The sequence below is a fragment of the Vibrio natriegens NBRC 15636 = ATCC 14048 = DSM 759 genome, assembly GCF_035621455.1.
In the GTDB taxonomy this organism is placed as follows: domain Bacteria; phylum Pseudomonadota; class Gammaproteobacteria; order Enterobacterales; family Vibrionaceae; genus Vibrio; species Vibrio natriegens.
Genome location: NZ_CP141822.1, coordinates 1,678,795 through 1,694,988, shown reverse-complemented (window position 1 = coordinate 1,694,988; position 16,194 = coordinate 1,678,795). Strand labels below are relative to the sequence as shown.

Sequence of the window (16,194 nt, the reverse complement as noted above, 5' to 3'; positions counted from 1 at the left end):
TTAGTACTCCACCTTATCTAGCCATTCTTGTGGAACTTCGACTCTCAATGCACTGAGAAGCTGACCTGTTGCGTTCATTACTCGATATTTTGCAAACTGCTCTGCATATTTTGCGTCAAGGTAGTCTTTACGCGCTTCAAACAGTTCATTCTGTGTATTCAAAACATCAAGAAGGGTTCGTTGACCTATCTTGTATTGCTTTTCGTAGGCAATCACCGTTTCAGAAGCAGAATCTACGTGATCCGACAAAAATTCTTTTTGTTGGAGTGTTAAATCTAGCGCTGTCCAAGAAAGTTTTAACCCTTCCTCCACATTTCGGTATGCACTTTCTCGTAAATCTTTCGCTTTGTTAAGTTGGTAAGCGAAACTGTCTGCGTTAGCGACATCACTGCCGCCGTTAAACAAGTTATAACGAAGTCGAAGCATAGCTAAGGTTTCATCACTTCGGCCTTTAAGACCATCCGCATCATCTCGCCATGTTTGCGATGCCTCTATCGAAATTGTTGGGTAGTACACACCTTTTGATTGTTTGTACTGGAACTTCGCTGAGTCGACATCTGCAAGAGCTACTTGAATCACAGGATGGAGTTCGTATGCCGTACTTACCGCCTCATCGACCGTGTAAGGGAGGAAGTTTTCATCAGCTCTAGGAAAGATTAACCCTTGAGGTGATTGTCCGACTAAGCGTGTAAACATCGTATGGGTGTCGTACAGGTTATTTTGTGCTGCGGCAAGGTTACCGTGTGCTTTAGCGATACGAGCTTCCACTTGGGTTAAATCAGCGGTTGACCCAATGCCAGACGTGACGCGCTTTGAAATGTCTGAATAGATATCTTTGTGAACCGCAAGGTTGTCTTCTGATAGTTTCAATACTTCATAGGCTTTTACGGCATCTAAGTAAACTTTTGCGACCTCAAGTGCCTTGTCTGACGCATCAGCTAAGAGTTGGAACCTTACCGATTCTGCATCGGCAGCTGTTCGGTCAATGTCATTCAGCGTCGCACTGCCGTCCCAAATCAATTGGGTCAACGTGACCGACGCTTCTTTTCTGGTGTAGTCTGTGTCGCCGCGAGCTACCTCGTCAGACGGGTCCAGACCTTCGTAACCAATCCCCGCATCCAAATCAATAGATGGTAGGTAAGCACCTGTAGAAGCATCATTTACGTACCGCTTACTCGTAAATTCGTTGAATGCACTTTTAATATCTGGGTTGTTTTGTAACGTCAATGTCACTGCTTGCTCTAACGTTTGACCGAAAACGGGTATAGACACCATTAAGCTGCAACAACAGGCGTATTTGAGTCGGTTCCATTTCACGGTAATTCTCCTAAAAATCGTGATTCTTTTTGTTGTTTTATCTCATTGGTGAGACAGAACACCACAATTAACAGTGTTTGAGTTAGGAATAGATCAACCTACTGTTAAACCAAGGCTTTTGATTAGAAAACCCACGGATTTACCTGTATAAACCGTGGCGCATAGGTCAATAGTTGCTTAACCAACCAATAGGCCAAAACAGGAAAAAAGCTTGAATTTTGAACATCATAACGGTCCGAAGACTGTGCATTTACCCGCTTTTAGAAAACCCCGCCCCTTGAGTTGAAAAGCTTCGTAAGCACCAAACATACAACGAAAAATATGATGATTTTGTCTAAACTATAGTCGTAAATTAAAAGGTGACAAACTTTTGGATTAGTTTGAATTGGGGCGAGGTAGGTATGGATCGAGTAACTTTGAGCTCTTTAATGGGCAACATAGTCGTGATCGGGCTTGATGGGAATATAAGAACCCTTGCAAAAGGAGAGTCTCCAAAGCCTGGTGAATTAATAATCGAAGAGGTTTCAGATACTTCGGAGCTAGTTGTTGAGCAAGTTACACCGCAAGGCAGCTCGATCAATGTGACGGATGACATTACCGCCCTGATTGAAGCTATCGGTCAGGGACAGGACCCTACACAGCTTGGTGAAGACTTTGAGACAGCTGCTGGTGGAGTAAACGGTTCGAGCCCTCAAACTACAGGGGCGATTAACCGAACTGGTACTGAAGTACTAGCTAGTACTAATTTTGAGACAGTTGGCATAAATGGAACAGGATTTTCTAGTACTCAAGTTCAGACACTGTTGGATATTTTCCAACCGCAAGCACCTGCTCCTCAAGTAACACCACTGCCTGCAGAGGTCGTCGTTCAAGGAATATCCAGCCCAACAGTCAATGAAGGTGACCAAGTCGTTTTTGACGTCACTTTAGATCAGGCAACCGAAGCCATTACGGATATTGAAATGACTTTGGGTGATGGCTCAGCAGTCGGCGGCTCTGCTGGTGAAGAGGGAACTGACTACGTAAATACCACCGTAATCGTCACATTATCAGATGGTACGACTCAAGAAATCCAAGTGAATGAAGACGGGACGTTCACAGTTTCTATCCCAATCGGAGAGCAGTCTTTCACGGTCAGTTTAGATACGGTTGATGACGACATTTATGAAGGTCCAGAAACCTTTACCTTAACTGGCACAACCGCAGACCAAACGACGCCTGTTTCTGGTACTGCAACTGTTTTAGATGACGGAACCGGTCCGGGAACGGATCCGGATGATGACCGCCCAAGCGTGTCGATTTCAGATGCGGGTATTGTCGATGAAGGCGATATCGCTTCCTTCACAGTGTCCTTGAGTAATGCCTCGGAAGACGCGGTACAGGTTCAACTCACTCTAAATCCAGGGGAAACCGAAGCGGGCGACTTGGGTACTTTCGAATACAATACCGGCTCTGGCTGGGTGACTGTGCCCGTCGATGGCGTGGTGTCCGTACCAGCAGGCATGACCGAGTTTGATGTACGTGTTGCTTCAACTCAAGATGAGGTTTATGAAGGCGCGGAAGACTTCAGTGTGACTGTGACTGGCGTTGATGTTGTTCAGGGCAGCGATACCGGGCTTGCCACCATCGTCGATGATGGCAGTGGTCCAGAGCCGGATCCGGACGATGACCGTCCAAGCGTGTCGATTTCAGATGCGGGTATTGTCGATGAGGGTGACATTGCAACCTTTACGGTGTCCTTGAGTAATGCGTCGGAAGCCGCAGTACAGGTTCAACTCACTCTAAATCCAGGGGAAACCGAAGCGGGCGATTTGGGTACCTTAGAATACAATACCGGCTCTGGCTGGGTGAGCGTACCCGTCGATGGCATGGTGACTGTACCTGCTGGCATGACCGAGTTTGATGTGCGTGTTGCCTCCGTTCAGGATGAGGTTTACGAGGGCGCGGAAGACTTCAGTGTGACCGTGACTGGCGTTGATGTTGTTCAGGGCAGCGATACCGGGCTTGCTACCATCGTCGATGATGGCAGTGGCCCTGAGCCGGATCCAGACGATGACCGTCCAAGCGTGTCGATTTCAGATGCGGGTATTGTCGATGAAGGCGATATCGCTTCCTTTACGGTGTCCTTGAGTAATGCTTCGGAAGCCGCAGTACAGGTTCAGCTCACTCTAAATCCAGGGGAAACCGAAGCGGGCGATTTGGGTACTTTAGAATACAATACCGGCTCTGGCTGGGTGAGCGTGCCCGTCGATGGCATGGTGACCGTACCAGCCGGCATGACCGAGTTTGATGTGCGTGTTGCCTCCGTTCAGGATGAGGTTTACGAGGGCGCGGAAGACTTCAGCGTTACCGTAACCGGCATTGGTGCCGTTCAGGGCAGCGACACTGGCCTGGCAACCATCGTCGATGATGGCAGTGGTCCTGAGCCGGATCCAGACGATGACCGTCCAAGCGTATCGATCTCCGATGCTGGTACGATTGACGAAGGTAGCACTGCGACCTTTACCGTGACGTTAAGCAATGCGTCTGAAGATGCGGTCCAGGTTCAGTTGGCATTAAACCCAGATGAGACCGAAGTCGGCGATTTGGGTATCCTGGAATACAACACTGGCTCAGGATGGGTAGAAGTGCCAGTAGGTGGCCTAGTCACCGTACCTGCGGGCATGACGGAATTTGATGTGCGCATAGGCACTACGTCAGATGATGTGTATGAGGGACCTGAAGACTTCAGTGTGACCGTGACTGGCATAGGAGTCGTTCAGGGGCAAGACACAGGAACCGCGACCATTGTAGACGATGGCACCTTAATCGATGATGACCGTCCAAGTGTGTCTATCGTTGAAGACAGCGTGGGTGTGAACGAAGGCACTGACGCGGTGTATACCGTTAAGTTATCCGCAGCGGCTGATATCGATGTGACCGTCAGGTTGAACACGTCAACCGATGGCAGCAACACGGCGGAAGCGGACGACATTGGTAGCTTTGTGGTGACTCTGGCCGATGGCGTGACCGTGGTGAATGCCAACAGTGACGGTACCTACACCATTCCAGCGGGTCAAACCGAGCTGAAAGTGACCGTACCAACCACAGACGATGATGTTTACGAAGGGGATGAAACCTTCACCGTGGCGGTGCAAGGTGACACAGGCGTTGTCGGCAGTGACAGTGCGTTGGGCATTATTTACGACGGTGGTAACGGACCGGATCCCGATCCGGATGATGACCGTCCAAGTGTCTCTATCGTTGAAGACAGCGTGGGTGTGAATGAAGGTACCGAGGCGGTGTATACCGTGAAGTTGTCGGCAGCGGCTGATATCGATGTGACCGTCAGGTTGAACACCTCAACCGACGGCAGCAACACGGCGGAAGCGGACGACATTGGTAGCTTTGTAGTGACCTTAGCCGATGGCGTGACCGTGGTGAGTGCCAACAGTGACGGTACGTACACCATTCCAGCGGGTCAAACCGAGCTGAAAGTGACCGTACCAACCACAGACGATGATGTTTACGAAGGGGATGAAACCTTCACCGTGGCGGTGCAAGGTGACACAGGCGTTGTCGGCAGTGACAGTGCGTTGGGCATTATTTACGACGGTGGTAACGGACCGGATCCCGATCCGGATGATGACCGTCCAAGTGTCTCTATCGTTGAAGACAGCGTGGGTGTGAATGAAGGTACCGAGGCGGTGTATACCGTGAAGTTGTCGGCAGCGGCTGATATCGATGTGACCGTCAGGTTGAACACCTCAACCGACGGCAGCAACACGGCGGAAGCGGACGACATTGGTAGCTTTGTAGTGACCTTAGCCGATGGCGTGACCGTGGTGAGTGCCAACAGTGACGGTACGTACACCATTCCAGCGGGTCAAACCGAGCTGAAAGTGACCGTACCAACCACAGACGATGATGTTTACGAAGGGGATGAAACCTTCACCGTGTCGGTACAAGGCGACACGGGCGTGCTCGGTAGTGACAGCGCGTTGGGCATTATTTACGACGGTGGTAACGGCCCGGATCCCGATCCGGATGATGACCGTCCAAGTGTCTCTATCGTTGAAGACAGCGTGGGTGTGAACGAAGGCACTGACGCGGTGTATACCGTTAAGTTGTCGGCAGCGGCCGATATCGATGTGACCGTCAGGTTGAACACCTCAACCGACGACAGCAACACGGCGGAAGCGGACGACATTGGTAGCTTTGTGGTGACTCTGGCGGATGGTGTGACCGTGGTGAATGCCAACAGTGACGGTACCTACACCATTCCAGCGGGTCAAACCGAGCTGAAAGTGACCGTACCAACCACAGACGATGATGTTTACGAAGGGGACGAAACCTTCACCGTGGCGGTGCAAGGTGACACGGGCGTGCTCGGTAGTGACAGTGCGTTGGGCATTATTTACGATGGAGGTAACGGACCGGATCCCGATCCGGATGATGACCGTCCAAGTGTCTCTATCGTTGAAGACAGCGTGGGTGTGAATGAAGGTACCGAGGCGGTGTATACCGTGAAGTTGTCGGCAGCGGCTGATATCGATGTGACCGTCAGGCTGAACACCTCAACCGACGGCAGCAACACAGCGGAAGCGGACGACATTGGTAGCTTTGTAGTGACCTTAGCCGATGGCGTGACCGTAGTGAATGCCAACAGTGACGGTACCTACACCATTCCAGCGGGTCAAACCGAGCTGAAAGTGACCGTACCAACCACAGACGATGATGTTTACGAAGGGGATGAAACTTTCACCGTGGCGGTGCAAGGTGACACAGGCGTGCTCGGCAGTGACAGTGCACTGGGCATTATTTACGACGGTGGTAACGGCCCGGATCCCGATCCGGATGATGACCGTCCAAGTGTCTCTATCGTTGAAGACAGCGTGGGTGTGAACGAAGGCACTGACGCGGTGTATACCGTTAAGTTGTCGGCAGCGGCTGATATCGATGTGACCGTCAGGCTGAACACCTCAACCGACGGCAGCAATACGGCGGAAGCGGACGACATCGGTAGCTTTGTGGTGACTCTGGCTGATGGCGTGACGGTCGTCGCCGCGAATCCTGACGGCACATACACCATTCCAGCCGGTGAAACCGAGCTGAAAGTGACGGTACCAACCACAGACGATGACGTCTACGAAGGGGATGAAACCTTCACTGTGGCGGTACAAGGCGACACAGGCGTTGTCGGCAGTGACAGTGCGTTGGGCATTATTTACGACGGTGGTAACGGTCCTGGTCCTAACCCGGATGACGACCGTCCAAGTGTTTATATCGTAGAAAATAGCGTGGGTGTAAATGAAGGCACCGATGCGGTGTATACCGTGAAGTTATCCGCGGCGGCCGATATCGATGTGACCGTCAGGCTGAACACCTCAACCGACGGCAGCAACACAGCGGAAGCGGACGACATCGGTAGCTTTGTGGTGACGCTGGTCGATGGCGTGACCGTGGTGAGTGCCAACAGTGACGGTACGTACACCATTCCAGCGGGTCAAACCGATCTCAAATTGTTTGTACCAACCACGGACGACGATGTGTATGAAGGTGATGAAACCTTCACTGTTGCAGTCCAAGGTGCTACAGGAGTACTTGGTACCGACACTGCACTGGGCATTATTTACGACGGTGGTAACGGCCCGGATCCCGATCCGGATGATGACCGTCCAAGTGTCTCTATCGTTGAAGACAGCGTGGGTGTGAACGAAGGCACTGACGCGGTGTATACCGTTAAGTTATCCGCAGCGGCTGATATCGATGTGACCGTCAGGTTGAACACCTCAACCGACGGCAGCAACACGGCGGAAGCGGACGACATTGGTAGCTTTGTGGTGACGCTGGTCGATGGCGTGACCGTGGTGAATGCCAACAGTGACGGTACGTACACCATTCCAGCGGGTCAAACCGAGCTGAAAGTGACGGTGCCAACCACAGACGATGATGTTTACGAAGGGGATGAAACCTTCACCGTGGCGGTACAAGGCGACACGGGCGTTCTTGGCAGTGACAGTGCGCTGGGCATTATTTACGACGGTGGTAACGGCCCGGATCCCGATCCGGATGACGACCGTCCAAGTGTGTCTATCGTTGAAGATAGTGTAGGTGTGAACGAAGGCACTGATGCGGTGTATACCGTGAAGTTATCCGCGGCGGCTGATATCGATGTGACCGTCAGGTTGAACACCTCAACCGACGGCAGCAACACGGCGGAAGCGGACGACATTGGTAGCTTTGTGGTGACTCTGGCCGATGGCGTGACCGTGGTGAATGCCAATAGTGACGGCACGTACACCATCCCAGCGGGTCAAACCGAGCTGAAAGTGACGGTACCAACCACAGATGATGACGTTTATGAAGGGGATGAAACCTTCACCGTGGCGGTACAAGGCGACACGGGCGTGCTCGGCAGTGACAGTGCGTTGGGCATTATTTACGACGGTGGTAACGGCCCGGATCCCGATCCGGATGATGACCGTCCAAGTGTGTCTATCGTTGAAGACAGCGTGGGTGTGAATGAAGGCACCGATGCGGTGTATACCGTGAAGTTATCCGCGGCGGCCGATATCGATGTGACCGTCAGGTTGAACACCTCAACCGACGACAGCAACACGGCGGAAGCGGACGACATTGGTAGCTTTGTGGTGACCCTGGCCGATGGCGTGACCGTGGTGAATGCCAACAGTGACGGCACTTACACCATTCCAGCGGGTCAAACCGAGCTGAAAGTGACGGTGCCAACCACAGACGATGATGTTTACGAAGGGGATGAAACCTTCACCGTGGCGGTACAAGGTGACACGGGCGTGCTCGGCAGTGACAGCGCGTTGGGCATTATTTACGACGGTGGTAACGGCCCGGATCCCGATCCGGATGATGACCGTCCAAGTGTCTCTATCGTTGAAGACAGCGTGGGTGTGAACGAAGGTACCGACGCGGTGTATACCGTTAAGTTATCCGCAGCGGCTGATATCGATGTGACCGTCAGGTTGAACACGTCAACCGACGGCAGCAACACGGCGGAAGCGGACGACATTGGTAGCTTTGTGGTGACTCTGGCCGATGGTGTGACCGTGGTGAATGCCAACAGTGACGGCACGTACACCATCCCAGCGGGTCAAACCGAGCTGAAAGTAACGGTGCCAACCACAGACGATGATGTTTACGAAGGGGATGAAACCTTTACCGTGGCGGTACAAGGCGACACGGGCGTTGTCGGCAGTGACAGTGCGTTGGGCATTATTTACGACGGTGGTAACGGCCCGGATCCCGATCCGGATGATGACCGTCCAAGTGTCTCTATCGTTGAAGACAGCGTGGGTGTGAATGAAGGTACCGACGCGGTGTATACCGTTAAGTTATCCGCGGCGGCCGATATCGATGTGACCGTCAGGTTGAACACCTCAACCGACGGTAGCAACACAGCGGAAGCGGACGACATTGGTAGCTTTGTAGTGACCTTAGCCGATGGCGTGACCGTAGTGAATGCCAACAGTGACGGTACCTACACCATTCCTGCAGGTCAAACCGAGCTGAAAGTAACGGTGCCAACCACAGACGATGACGTTTATGAAGGGGATGAAACCTTCACCGTGGCGGTACAAGGTGACACGGGTGTGCTCGGCAGTGACAGTGCGTTGGGCATTATTTACGACGGTGGTAACGGTCCTGGTCCTAACCCGGATGACGACCGTCCAAGTGTTTATATCGTAGAAAATAGCGTGGGTGTAAATGAAGGCACTGACGCTGTTTATACGGTCAGGTTATCGGCAGCGGCAGACATCGACGTGACGGTAAGATTGAACACGTCAACAGGAGGAGCTAATACTGCTGAACCTGGCGACATCGGCGCTATTAAGGTTACATTGTTGGATGGAACAGTAGTGACCGCCAACAGTGATGGTACGTACACCATTCCAGCGGGTCAAACCGATCTCAAATTGTTTGTACCAACCACGGACGACGATGTGTATGAAGGTGATGAAACCTTCACGGTTGCAGTCCAAGGTGCTACAGGAGCACTTGGTACTGACACTGCACTGGGCATTATTTACGACGGTGGTAACGGCCCTGGTCCTAACCCTGACGATGATCGTCCAAGCGTCTCTATCTCAGATGCTGGTACCGTAGATGAGGGGGCCACCGCGACCTTTACTGTGTCATTGAGCAATCCTTCGGAAGGTGCAGTTCAAGTGCAGTTGGTATTAAACCTAGACGAAACAGAAGTGGGTGACCTTGGCACGCTTGAATACTACACCGGTTCGAGCTGGGAGGAAGTACCTGGGGATGGCATCGTGACCGTACCGGCGGGGATGACGGAATTTGATGTGCGTATTGCGACCATCGATGATGAAGTATACGAAGGACCAGAAGACTTCAGTGTTACCGTGAATGGTTTGGGCGCAGTGCAGGGCACCGATACTGGTCTGGCGACCATCGTGGATGATGGCACTAAAACGGACGACGATCGTCCAACTGTGTCTATCTCGGATGCAGGTACCATTGATGAAGGTAATTTCGCTACATTTACCGTGTCATTGAGTAATGCTTCAGAAGCGGCGGTGCAGGTTCAGTTGACACTAAACCCGGATGAAACAGTAGCAGGTGACCTTGGCACGCTAGAATACAATACCGGTTCAGGTTGGGTTGCCGTGCCTGTCGGTGGTGTCGTGACGGTGCCAGCGGGCATGACTGAATTTGACCTACGTATCGAGTCTATCGATGACGGTGTATACGAAGGTCCGGAAGATTTCAGCGTAACCGTAACTGGCTTAGGCCCAGTACAAGGCAGTGACACAGGTCTAGCGACTATCGTGGACAACTCACCGCCAACAGCTCGTGATTTCATCATCTCTCTCAATGTTGAAGAAGGTATGTTCCCTGTTCAGGATGTGGAGTTTGATGGACTAACAAGCGCCAATGAACAGCGAGTTGAAGACCTCGAAGATGATGCCAATGGTGCAAATGATGCCGATCTTGAAATTGTTATAACTTCATTACCTGAACACGGAGAGCTTTATTACCTGGACAATGGTGTAGAAGTCATCATTGATCAGGACTTTTTAAATGATCCGAATAACAAGTTGTATGAAAATACAGATATTAAGTACCGTCTGACTGATGACTTCTTTGATGAGCAGAGCTTTGATTCGGCTGATCTTCTTGAAGATCAAGGGAAAGATATCTTGGTTGGTTCTTATACACCACCTAACTCGAACTTAACGTTCACTGGAGGTCAGATAATCACCATTGGTAACAGCATCATCTTTGATTCCGACGCTCAGATCTCAGTCGATTTTGCAAATCAACAGGTCGGGTTAGTTGTTATTTCTCCTAGTGAAACGGGTCAGGGTGATGAAATCAGTACTGGTGAGTATATTACGCTAGAGCTGGATGAGGATTTATCAGCAAACGAAGCGAAACTGAATTTAGCCAGTCTGAATGACCGTTTCAATAGTGGTGCTGCATGGTTAACGGCGTACATCTTCCTAAATGGTGCTCTTGTTGATGTGCAGCAGTTTTACTCAACTGATATTACTTATACAAGTAACCATGAAGGTTTTATCACAGTTGATATGGCGAATGGTAGCTTTGATGAAATTCGACTTACTCCAGAAACCAACAGTTCAAGTGATAAAGCGGGCTTCACCTTAGTTGGGACTGAAATTACCAGCTTTACTGATGTGAACGATGACTTTACTTATCAGGCAATCGATACTGATGGTGCGCTAAGTAACGAAGCAACCGTATCTGTTGACTTCAATAACGTCACTGCTGAGTCTGTCGCAACGGCTGACTACAATACTCAATCGCTCACATTGACCGCGGCGGCAGATGCCGAGTCCAACGTCATTATGGGTGATGAGCAAGACAATGAGTTAGTCGGCACCAGCGGTAATGATATTTTAATCGGTGGTTTAGGCGATGATATCTTGACGGGCGGTGAAGGTGACGACGTCTTCAAATGGACAGAAATGAAGTCTGCTACAGACACCGTTACTGACTTCGAAACCGGCGATCAGCTTGATTTTGCTGATTTGTTTGAAGATGTGAGTCAGAGTGACATCTCCCTATTGCTTGATGACTTAGGTTCTGGCGATTACAGCGGACAAGTTGACGATATTAGTATCACCGTGACGGAAAGAGGCCCTAATTCAACCTTGATGATTCATAAAGGTGGTATGGATTTAGAGGTTAATTTTGACGGTGCTTCTGCGGCAGATATCGCGAATAGCTTAATTAGTAATCTGGAACATTTACGAGAATAGATGTCTTTAAGTAAGAAAAAACGGAGCGAAAGCTCCGTTTTTTATTTGATACTTGAATGAGGTCTAAAGCACCTTACAAGCAAAGCCTTTCAGATAGAAACCTTCAGGGTAGGCCGTGTCAGTAGGGTGGTCTGCCGCTTGTTCAAAACGCTCAACAAACTTAACTTGGCGATTCGCATCTACTGCTGCATCCGCGATGATTTTTTGGAACAGGACTTGGTCCATTAAGCCAGAGCAAGAGTAAGTAAGCAGAGTGCCACCAGGCTTTAGGATTTGCATCGCTAGCATGTTGATGTCTTTATAACCGCGACATGCACCATTCAGTTGCGCTTTGCTCTCGGCAAATTTTGGTGGGTCCATAATCACCACATCAAATTGAGTACCTTGATCGCGGTACTCGCGCAGCAACTTAAACACGTCTGCGTTTAGGAAAACGGCGCGCTTCTTAGAAATGTCGAACTCGTTCAGTTCGGCGTTAAATTTTGCCGTGTCCAGAGCTGGTTGAGAAACGTCCGCGTTGATAACACGTTTTGCTCCGCCTTTAAGTGCATAAAGACCAAAGCCGCCGGTATAAGAGAAGCAGTTTAGGACTTCTTTATCCTTCATGTATTTCATCGCTTGTTGACGACTGTCGCGTTGGTCCAGGTAGAAACCGGTTTTATGGCCACCAACGATATCGACACTGATTTTGACGCCGTTCTCTTCGATTACCACAGATTTTGGTGGCTCTTCACCATGTAAAACGCCTGTGGTTTCTTTCAAACCTTCTTTTTTACGTACCGCCACATCAGAACGTTCGTAAACGTTACAGTCTGGGAAGCACTCAACAAGCGCATCTACGATTGCCTGTTTGTTGTACTCTGCGCCAGCACTTAATAACTGACAGACGAAGAAGTTCTGGTAACGGTCGATAGTCACGCCTGGTAAGCCGTCAGACTCTGCCGCAACTAAGCGGTAACCGGTTAGCCCATCACGCTCGATAACGTCTTCACGTAGAAGCTGCGCATCTTTAAAACGTTTGACGAAAAACGCTTTGTTGATGTCCTCTTTTTCAAAGCTCCAAATACGAGCACGGATTTGAGATTCCGGTGAATATGCCGCTTTTGCTAACCATTTACCGTCGTGAGTGAATACATCAACCGTTTCGCCAAGGGCGGGTTCGCCCTCAACTTTATTGATGCCTCGAGAGAAGATCCATGGGTGCTTACGCTTAACCGATTTCTCACGACCTTTAACCAAATAGATAGCAGCTGTCATTTCTTTAGCTCTTGTTGAATTTTGAAAGGGGCGTATTGTCCGGGATGTTGCTGGTAAAAGCAATAACCATTGGGAATCAGTTGGTTTTATTGCGAGTTACGGTGTCACTCTTGGGGTTGTTGCTTAAAATCAAGCCCACTTTATTTGAAATTTAGGTGAATGAGAGACTTATCAATCCCGCCAGTCGGATTTTCTTCCATAATTGATTTAAAAACCCGCTACGCTTATTGAAAGGCTTGATGGGTCTGCAATAACCATTATAAGAAGCGAAATAACGATGAATCTAAAGTGTGAAAAGTATGTAGTAAAAGGTCTTGTTCAAGGAGTGGGGTTTCGGTATCAAACCTCACATCAGGGATTGAAGCTGGGTCTGACTGGCTACGCTAAAAACCTAAATAATGGCGATGTGGAAGTGGTTGCCTGCGGCACTGAAACACAAATTGATGAGTTTACTGAGTGGTTGAAAGAGGGGCCACGGACGGCAACTGTCGAAAGCGTATCGCATGAAAACGCTTCATATAAACCATACCGCGGCTTCAAAATTTTATGATTAAAGGCATTTCGCTGGTTTCGGGAGTCCAGCCAGTTTGGTTGCCTGCTTTGCAGGGCCTTTTTTGAAAAGCTTAAACAGGTATTTGCTGTTGCCTTTTTCTGGTCCGTGCGCTTTTTCCATCGCCTTAACCAACATTCTTACTGCTGGGGAGGTGTTGAACTCTTCATAAAAGTCGCGAACAAAGTGGACGACTTCTAAGTGAGCTTCGGTTAGTTCAATGCCTTCTTCTTCTGCCAATAACTCAATCATACCTTCTTCCCATTGAGTATGGTCCAACAAGTAACCCTGAGCATCGGTTTCAATTTCTTTGCCGTTGTAAACGAACATAACGTTCTATCCGATAAGTAATCTTTGATGTTTATAGATTAGCGTACAGGCGTGGAACTTCTCAACTAAATAATCTCACCATACGTTCAAGCGCAGTAAAAGCAACCAAATTATGGCGTAGGTTGCTTTTTATTTGTTTATTCAAAAATTTAGCTATTCATTCACTGTGTTAGAAAATCCTCGGGGTAAATACAGCTGACTTTGCATAAACATGCGTTAATTGATCGTTTTTACATCTACTCTTACATTTGTGAAGACGAGGATACTAGCGGTTTCTTTTTTAATTGAGTGAGTTATAGCGTTGTACTGACTCTGATTGAGTATTATCTTTGATGAGCTTAATTGAATAATGATGACAGGGAGTCAGTCATGTCGAAACAAAGGTACGTTGAAATTAATGACAGCGTGAAATCAACTTGGTTTATAGAAAGAATTTGGCAGCTAGCAGAATCATTGCCAATAGAAGAGATTCCAATCGACCAAATCAATGGTCCAGATGAAGTGACATGGTTCAATGTTAACGGGCCACTACCAACGTGTCGTGAAATTGCCTTGCATTGTAAGCGCATAAACGAAGCTGATTTGTCGTATCCAGTCATATTGACCAGCGATTATAGAGTGTTTGATGGTATGCACCGAATCGCTAAAAAGATCATGATGGGTGAGCAGACTATTCAAGTAAGGCGCTTTAGGCAGAACCCTGAAGCGGATGAAGTCGTCGATCTCGAACTAGAGCAAGTGTAAAAGCAATATATGAACAAACAAAAAGCCCGAGGTGTGTACCCTCGGGCTTTTTTAATTCTATTCAATCTGACTGATTAGTCGTCGTTCATGATGCCTAGAATGCTTAGTAGGCTGATGAAGATGTTGTAGATTGATACGTATAGCGTCACTGTCGCAGAGATGTAGTTCGTCTCACCGCCACGGATGATGCCTTGAGTCGTCATCAGAATCGCCATGGTTGAGAACACGATGAACAAGCTGCTCATTGCCAAGTGTAGAATCGTTGACTGAATGAAGATGCTTGCAATCATACCAACCACAAGTACCACAAACAGAGACAACATCAGGCCGCCCATCATAGATAGGTCACGCTTAGTTGTTAGCGCGTATGCTGAGGCTGCCATAAACGATATAGCCGTACCACCTAGAGCGGTCAGTACAACGTCACCCATACCTGCACCGATGTACATGTTTAGGATTGGACCAATCGTGTAACCCAAGAAACCTGTGAACAGGAAGGTGAAAACCAATCCAAGGCTGTTGTTACGGTTCTTTTCTGTTAGGAAAAGCAGACCATAGAAACCAACCAACATAAGGATGATGCCCGGACGTGGTAGGTTAAACGCCATTGATACGCCAGCAACCACAGCTGACCATAGAAGCGTCATCGACAGTAGGGCGTAAGTATTACGCAATACTTTGTTCGTTTGTAGAGCACTTTCTTGTGTTGAAGTGCGGGTAAACATTGGACTGTTCATATTCTTCCTCGATAAGAGACTTTCTTATAAGTACATTTATGGGGTTGAAAGTTCAAAAAATCAAGCCCTAACCATGTATCGCTATGACAAAATAATAATAGAAATAAGACGTTATGTATGTGATAACTTGTAACACAATATTACTGCCAGATATAGCGAACGTAGATAACGTTACCATAACTGACGACGTATTGAAAAAGGCACTGTTCCTATTGAAATCAGTGCCTTTTAGAGTGTCTCTAGCGCAAAATATTAATGGTGTAAAATTTGCGATAGGAAGTTTTGAGTACGATCCGATTGCGGGTTCTCGAAGAAATCTTTCGGATTATTTTCTTCGATGATTTCACCGGCATCCATAAAGATCACCCGGTCAGCCACTTCTTTCGCAAAACCCATCTCGTGCGTTACACACAACATGGTCATGCCTTCTTCTGCCAGCTCAACCATAACATCCAGCACCTCACGCACCATTTCTGGGTCGAGTGCAGATGTGGGTTCGTCAAACAACATCACTTTTGGATTCATGCACAAAGAACGAGCGATTGCCACACGTTGTTGCTGGCCACCAGAGAGCTGACCCGGGTATTTATCCGCTTGGTCAGGGATCTTAACGCGCTGAAGATACTTCATCGCAATGGCTTCAGCTTCGTCTTTCGGCATTTTCTTAACCCAAATAGGCGCAAGTGTACAGTTTTCCAACACGGTCAGGTGAGGGAAGAGGTTGAAGTGCTGAAAACACATGCCAACTTCACGACGAACCGCTTCGATGTTTTTCAAGTCTTCCGTCAGTTCGGTTCCCGAAACAAAGATTTCACCTGCCTGATGCTCTTCCAATCGGTTAATACAGCGAATCATGGTCGATTTTCCTGAACCCGAAGGCCCACAGATAACGATCTTTTCACCTTTTTTCACGTTTAAGTTGATGTTTTTCAGTACGTGAAACTCACCGTACCACTTGTTCATGTCCTTCAACTGGATCATATAGTTTTGTTGTTGCGTCATA

8 protein-coding genes are annotated in these 16,194 nt (G+C 48.8%); 3 read left to right on the top strand and 5 right to left on the bottom strand.

What is annotated here, in order from left to right; genetic code table 11:
* A complete protein-coding gene (locus VER99_RS07705) occupies window positions 1–1,317 on the bottom strand; it encodes a TolC family outer membrane protein (protein WP_024372964.1) in 1,317 nt (438 codons plus the stop codon).
* A gap of 401 nt (window positions 1,318–1,718) precedes the next feature.
* Between VER99_RS07705 and VER99_RS07700 the strand changes: the two genes are divergently transcribed.
* The gene (locus tag VER99_RS07700; RefSeq protein WP_155521824.1) at window positions 1,719–11,573 is read left to right on the top strand and encodes a Calx-beta domain-containing protein; all 9,855 of its coding nucleotides are present in this window, start codon (window positions 1,719–1,721) and stop codon (window positions 11,571–11,573) included.
* 63 nt (window positions 11,574–11,636) lie between these two features.
* Here VER99_RS07700 and VER99_RS07695 read toward each other — a convergent pair whose 3' ends face one another.
* Window positions 11,637–12,830 (bottom strand): class I SAM-dependent methyltransferase, encoded by a 1,194-nt coding sequence (locus VER99_RS07695; protein ID WP_014231914.1) that lies wholly within the window; start codon window positions 12,828–12,830, stop codon window positions 11,637–11,639.
* A 277-nt stretch (window positions 12,831–13,107) separates the two neighbouring features.
* Between VER99_RS07695 and yccX the strand changes: the two genes are divergently transcribed.
* Window positions 13,108–13,380 carry an acylphosphatase gene (gene yccX, locus VER99_RS07690; RefSeq protein ID WP_014231913.1) on the top strand — a complete coding sequence of 91 codons (273 nt, stop codon included), beginning with the start codon at window positions 13,108–13,110 and terminating at the stop codon, window positions 13,378–13,380.
* Here yccX and VER99_RS07685 read toward each other — a convergent pair whose 3' ends face one another.
* Window positions 13,381–13,710: a TusE/DsrC/DsvC family sulfur relay protein gene (locus VER99_RS07685; RefSeq protein WP_014231912.1), complete on the bottom strand. Its 330-nt coding sequence runs from the start codon at window positions 13,708–13,710 to the stop codon at window positions 13,381–13,383.
* A gap of 369 nt (window positions 13,711–14,079) precedes the next feature.
* Here VER99_RS07685 and VER99_RS07680 point away from each other — a divergent pair, with 369 nt between their 5' ends.
* On the top strand, window positions 14,080–14,454 hold the full coding sequence (locus VER99_RS07680) for a hypothetical protein (protein ID WP_020333317.1): 375 nt from the start codon (window positions 14,080–14,082) through the stop codon (window positions 14,452–14,454).
* Window positions 14,455–14,528: 74 nt separating this feature from the next.
* Here VER99_RS07680 and VER99_RS07675 read toward each other — a convergent pair whose 3' ends face one another.
* Window positions 14,529–15,191 carry a Bax inhibitor-1/YccA family protein gene (locus VER99_RS07675; RefSeq protein ID WP_014231910.1) on the bottom strand — a complete coding sequence of 221 codons (663 nt, stop codon included), beginning with the start codon at window positions 15,189–15,191 and terminating at the stop codon, window positions 14,529–14,531.
* 252 nt (window positions 15,192–15,443) lie between these two features.
* Window positions 15,444–16,193 carry an amino acid ABC transporter ATP-binding protein gene (locus VER99_RS07670; protein WP_020333316.1) on the bottom strand — a complete coding sequence of 250 codons (750 nt, stop codon included), beginning with the start codon at window positions 16,191–16,193 and terminating at the stop codon, window positions 15,444–15,446.
* Between the last annotated feature and the right edge of the window lies 1 nt (window position 16,194).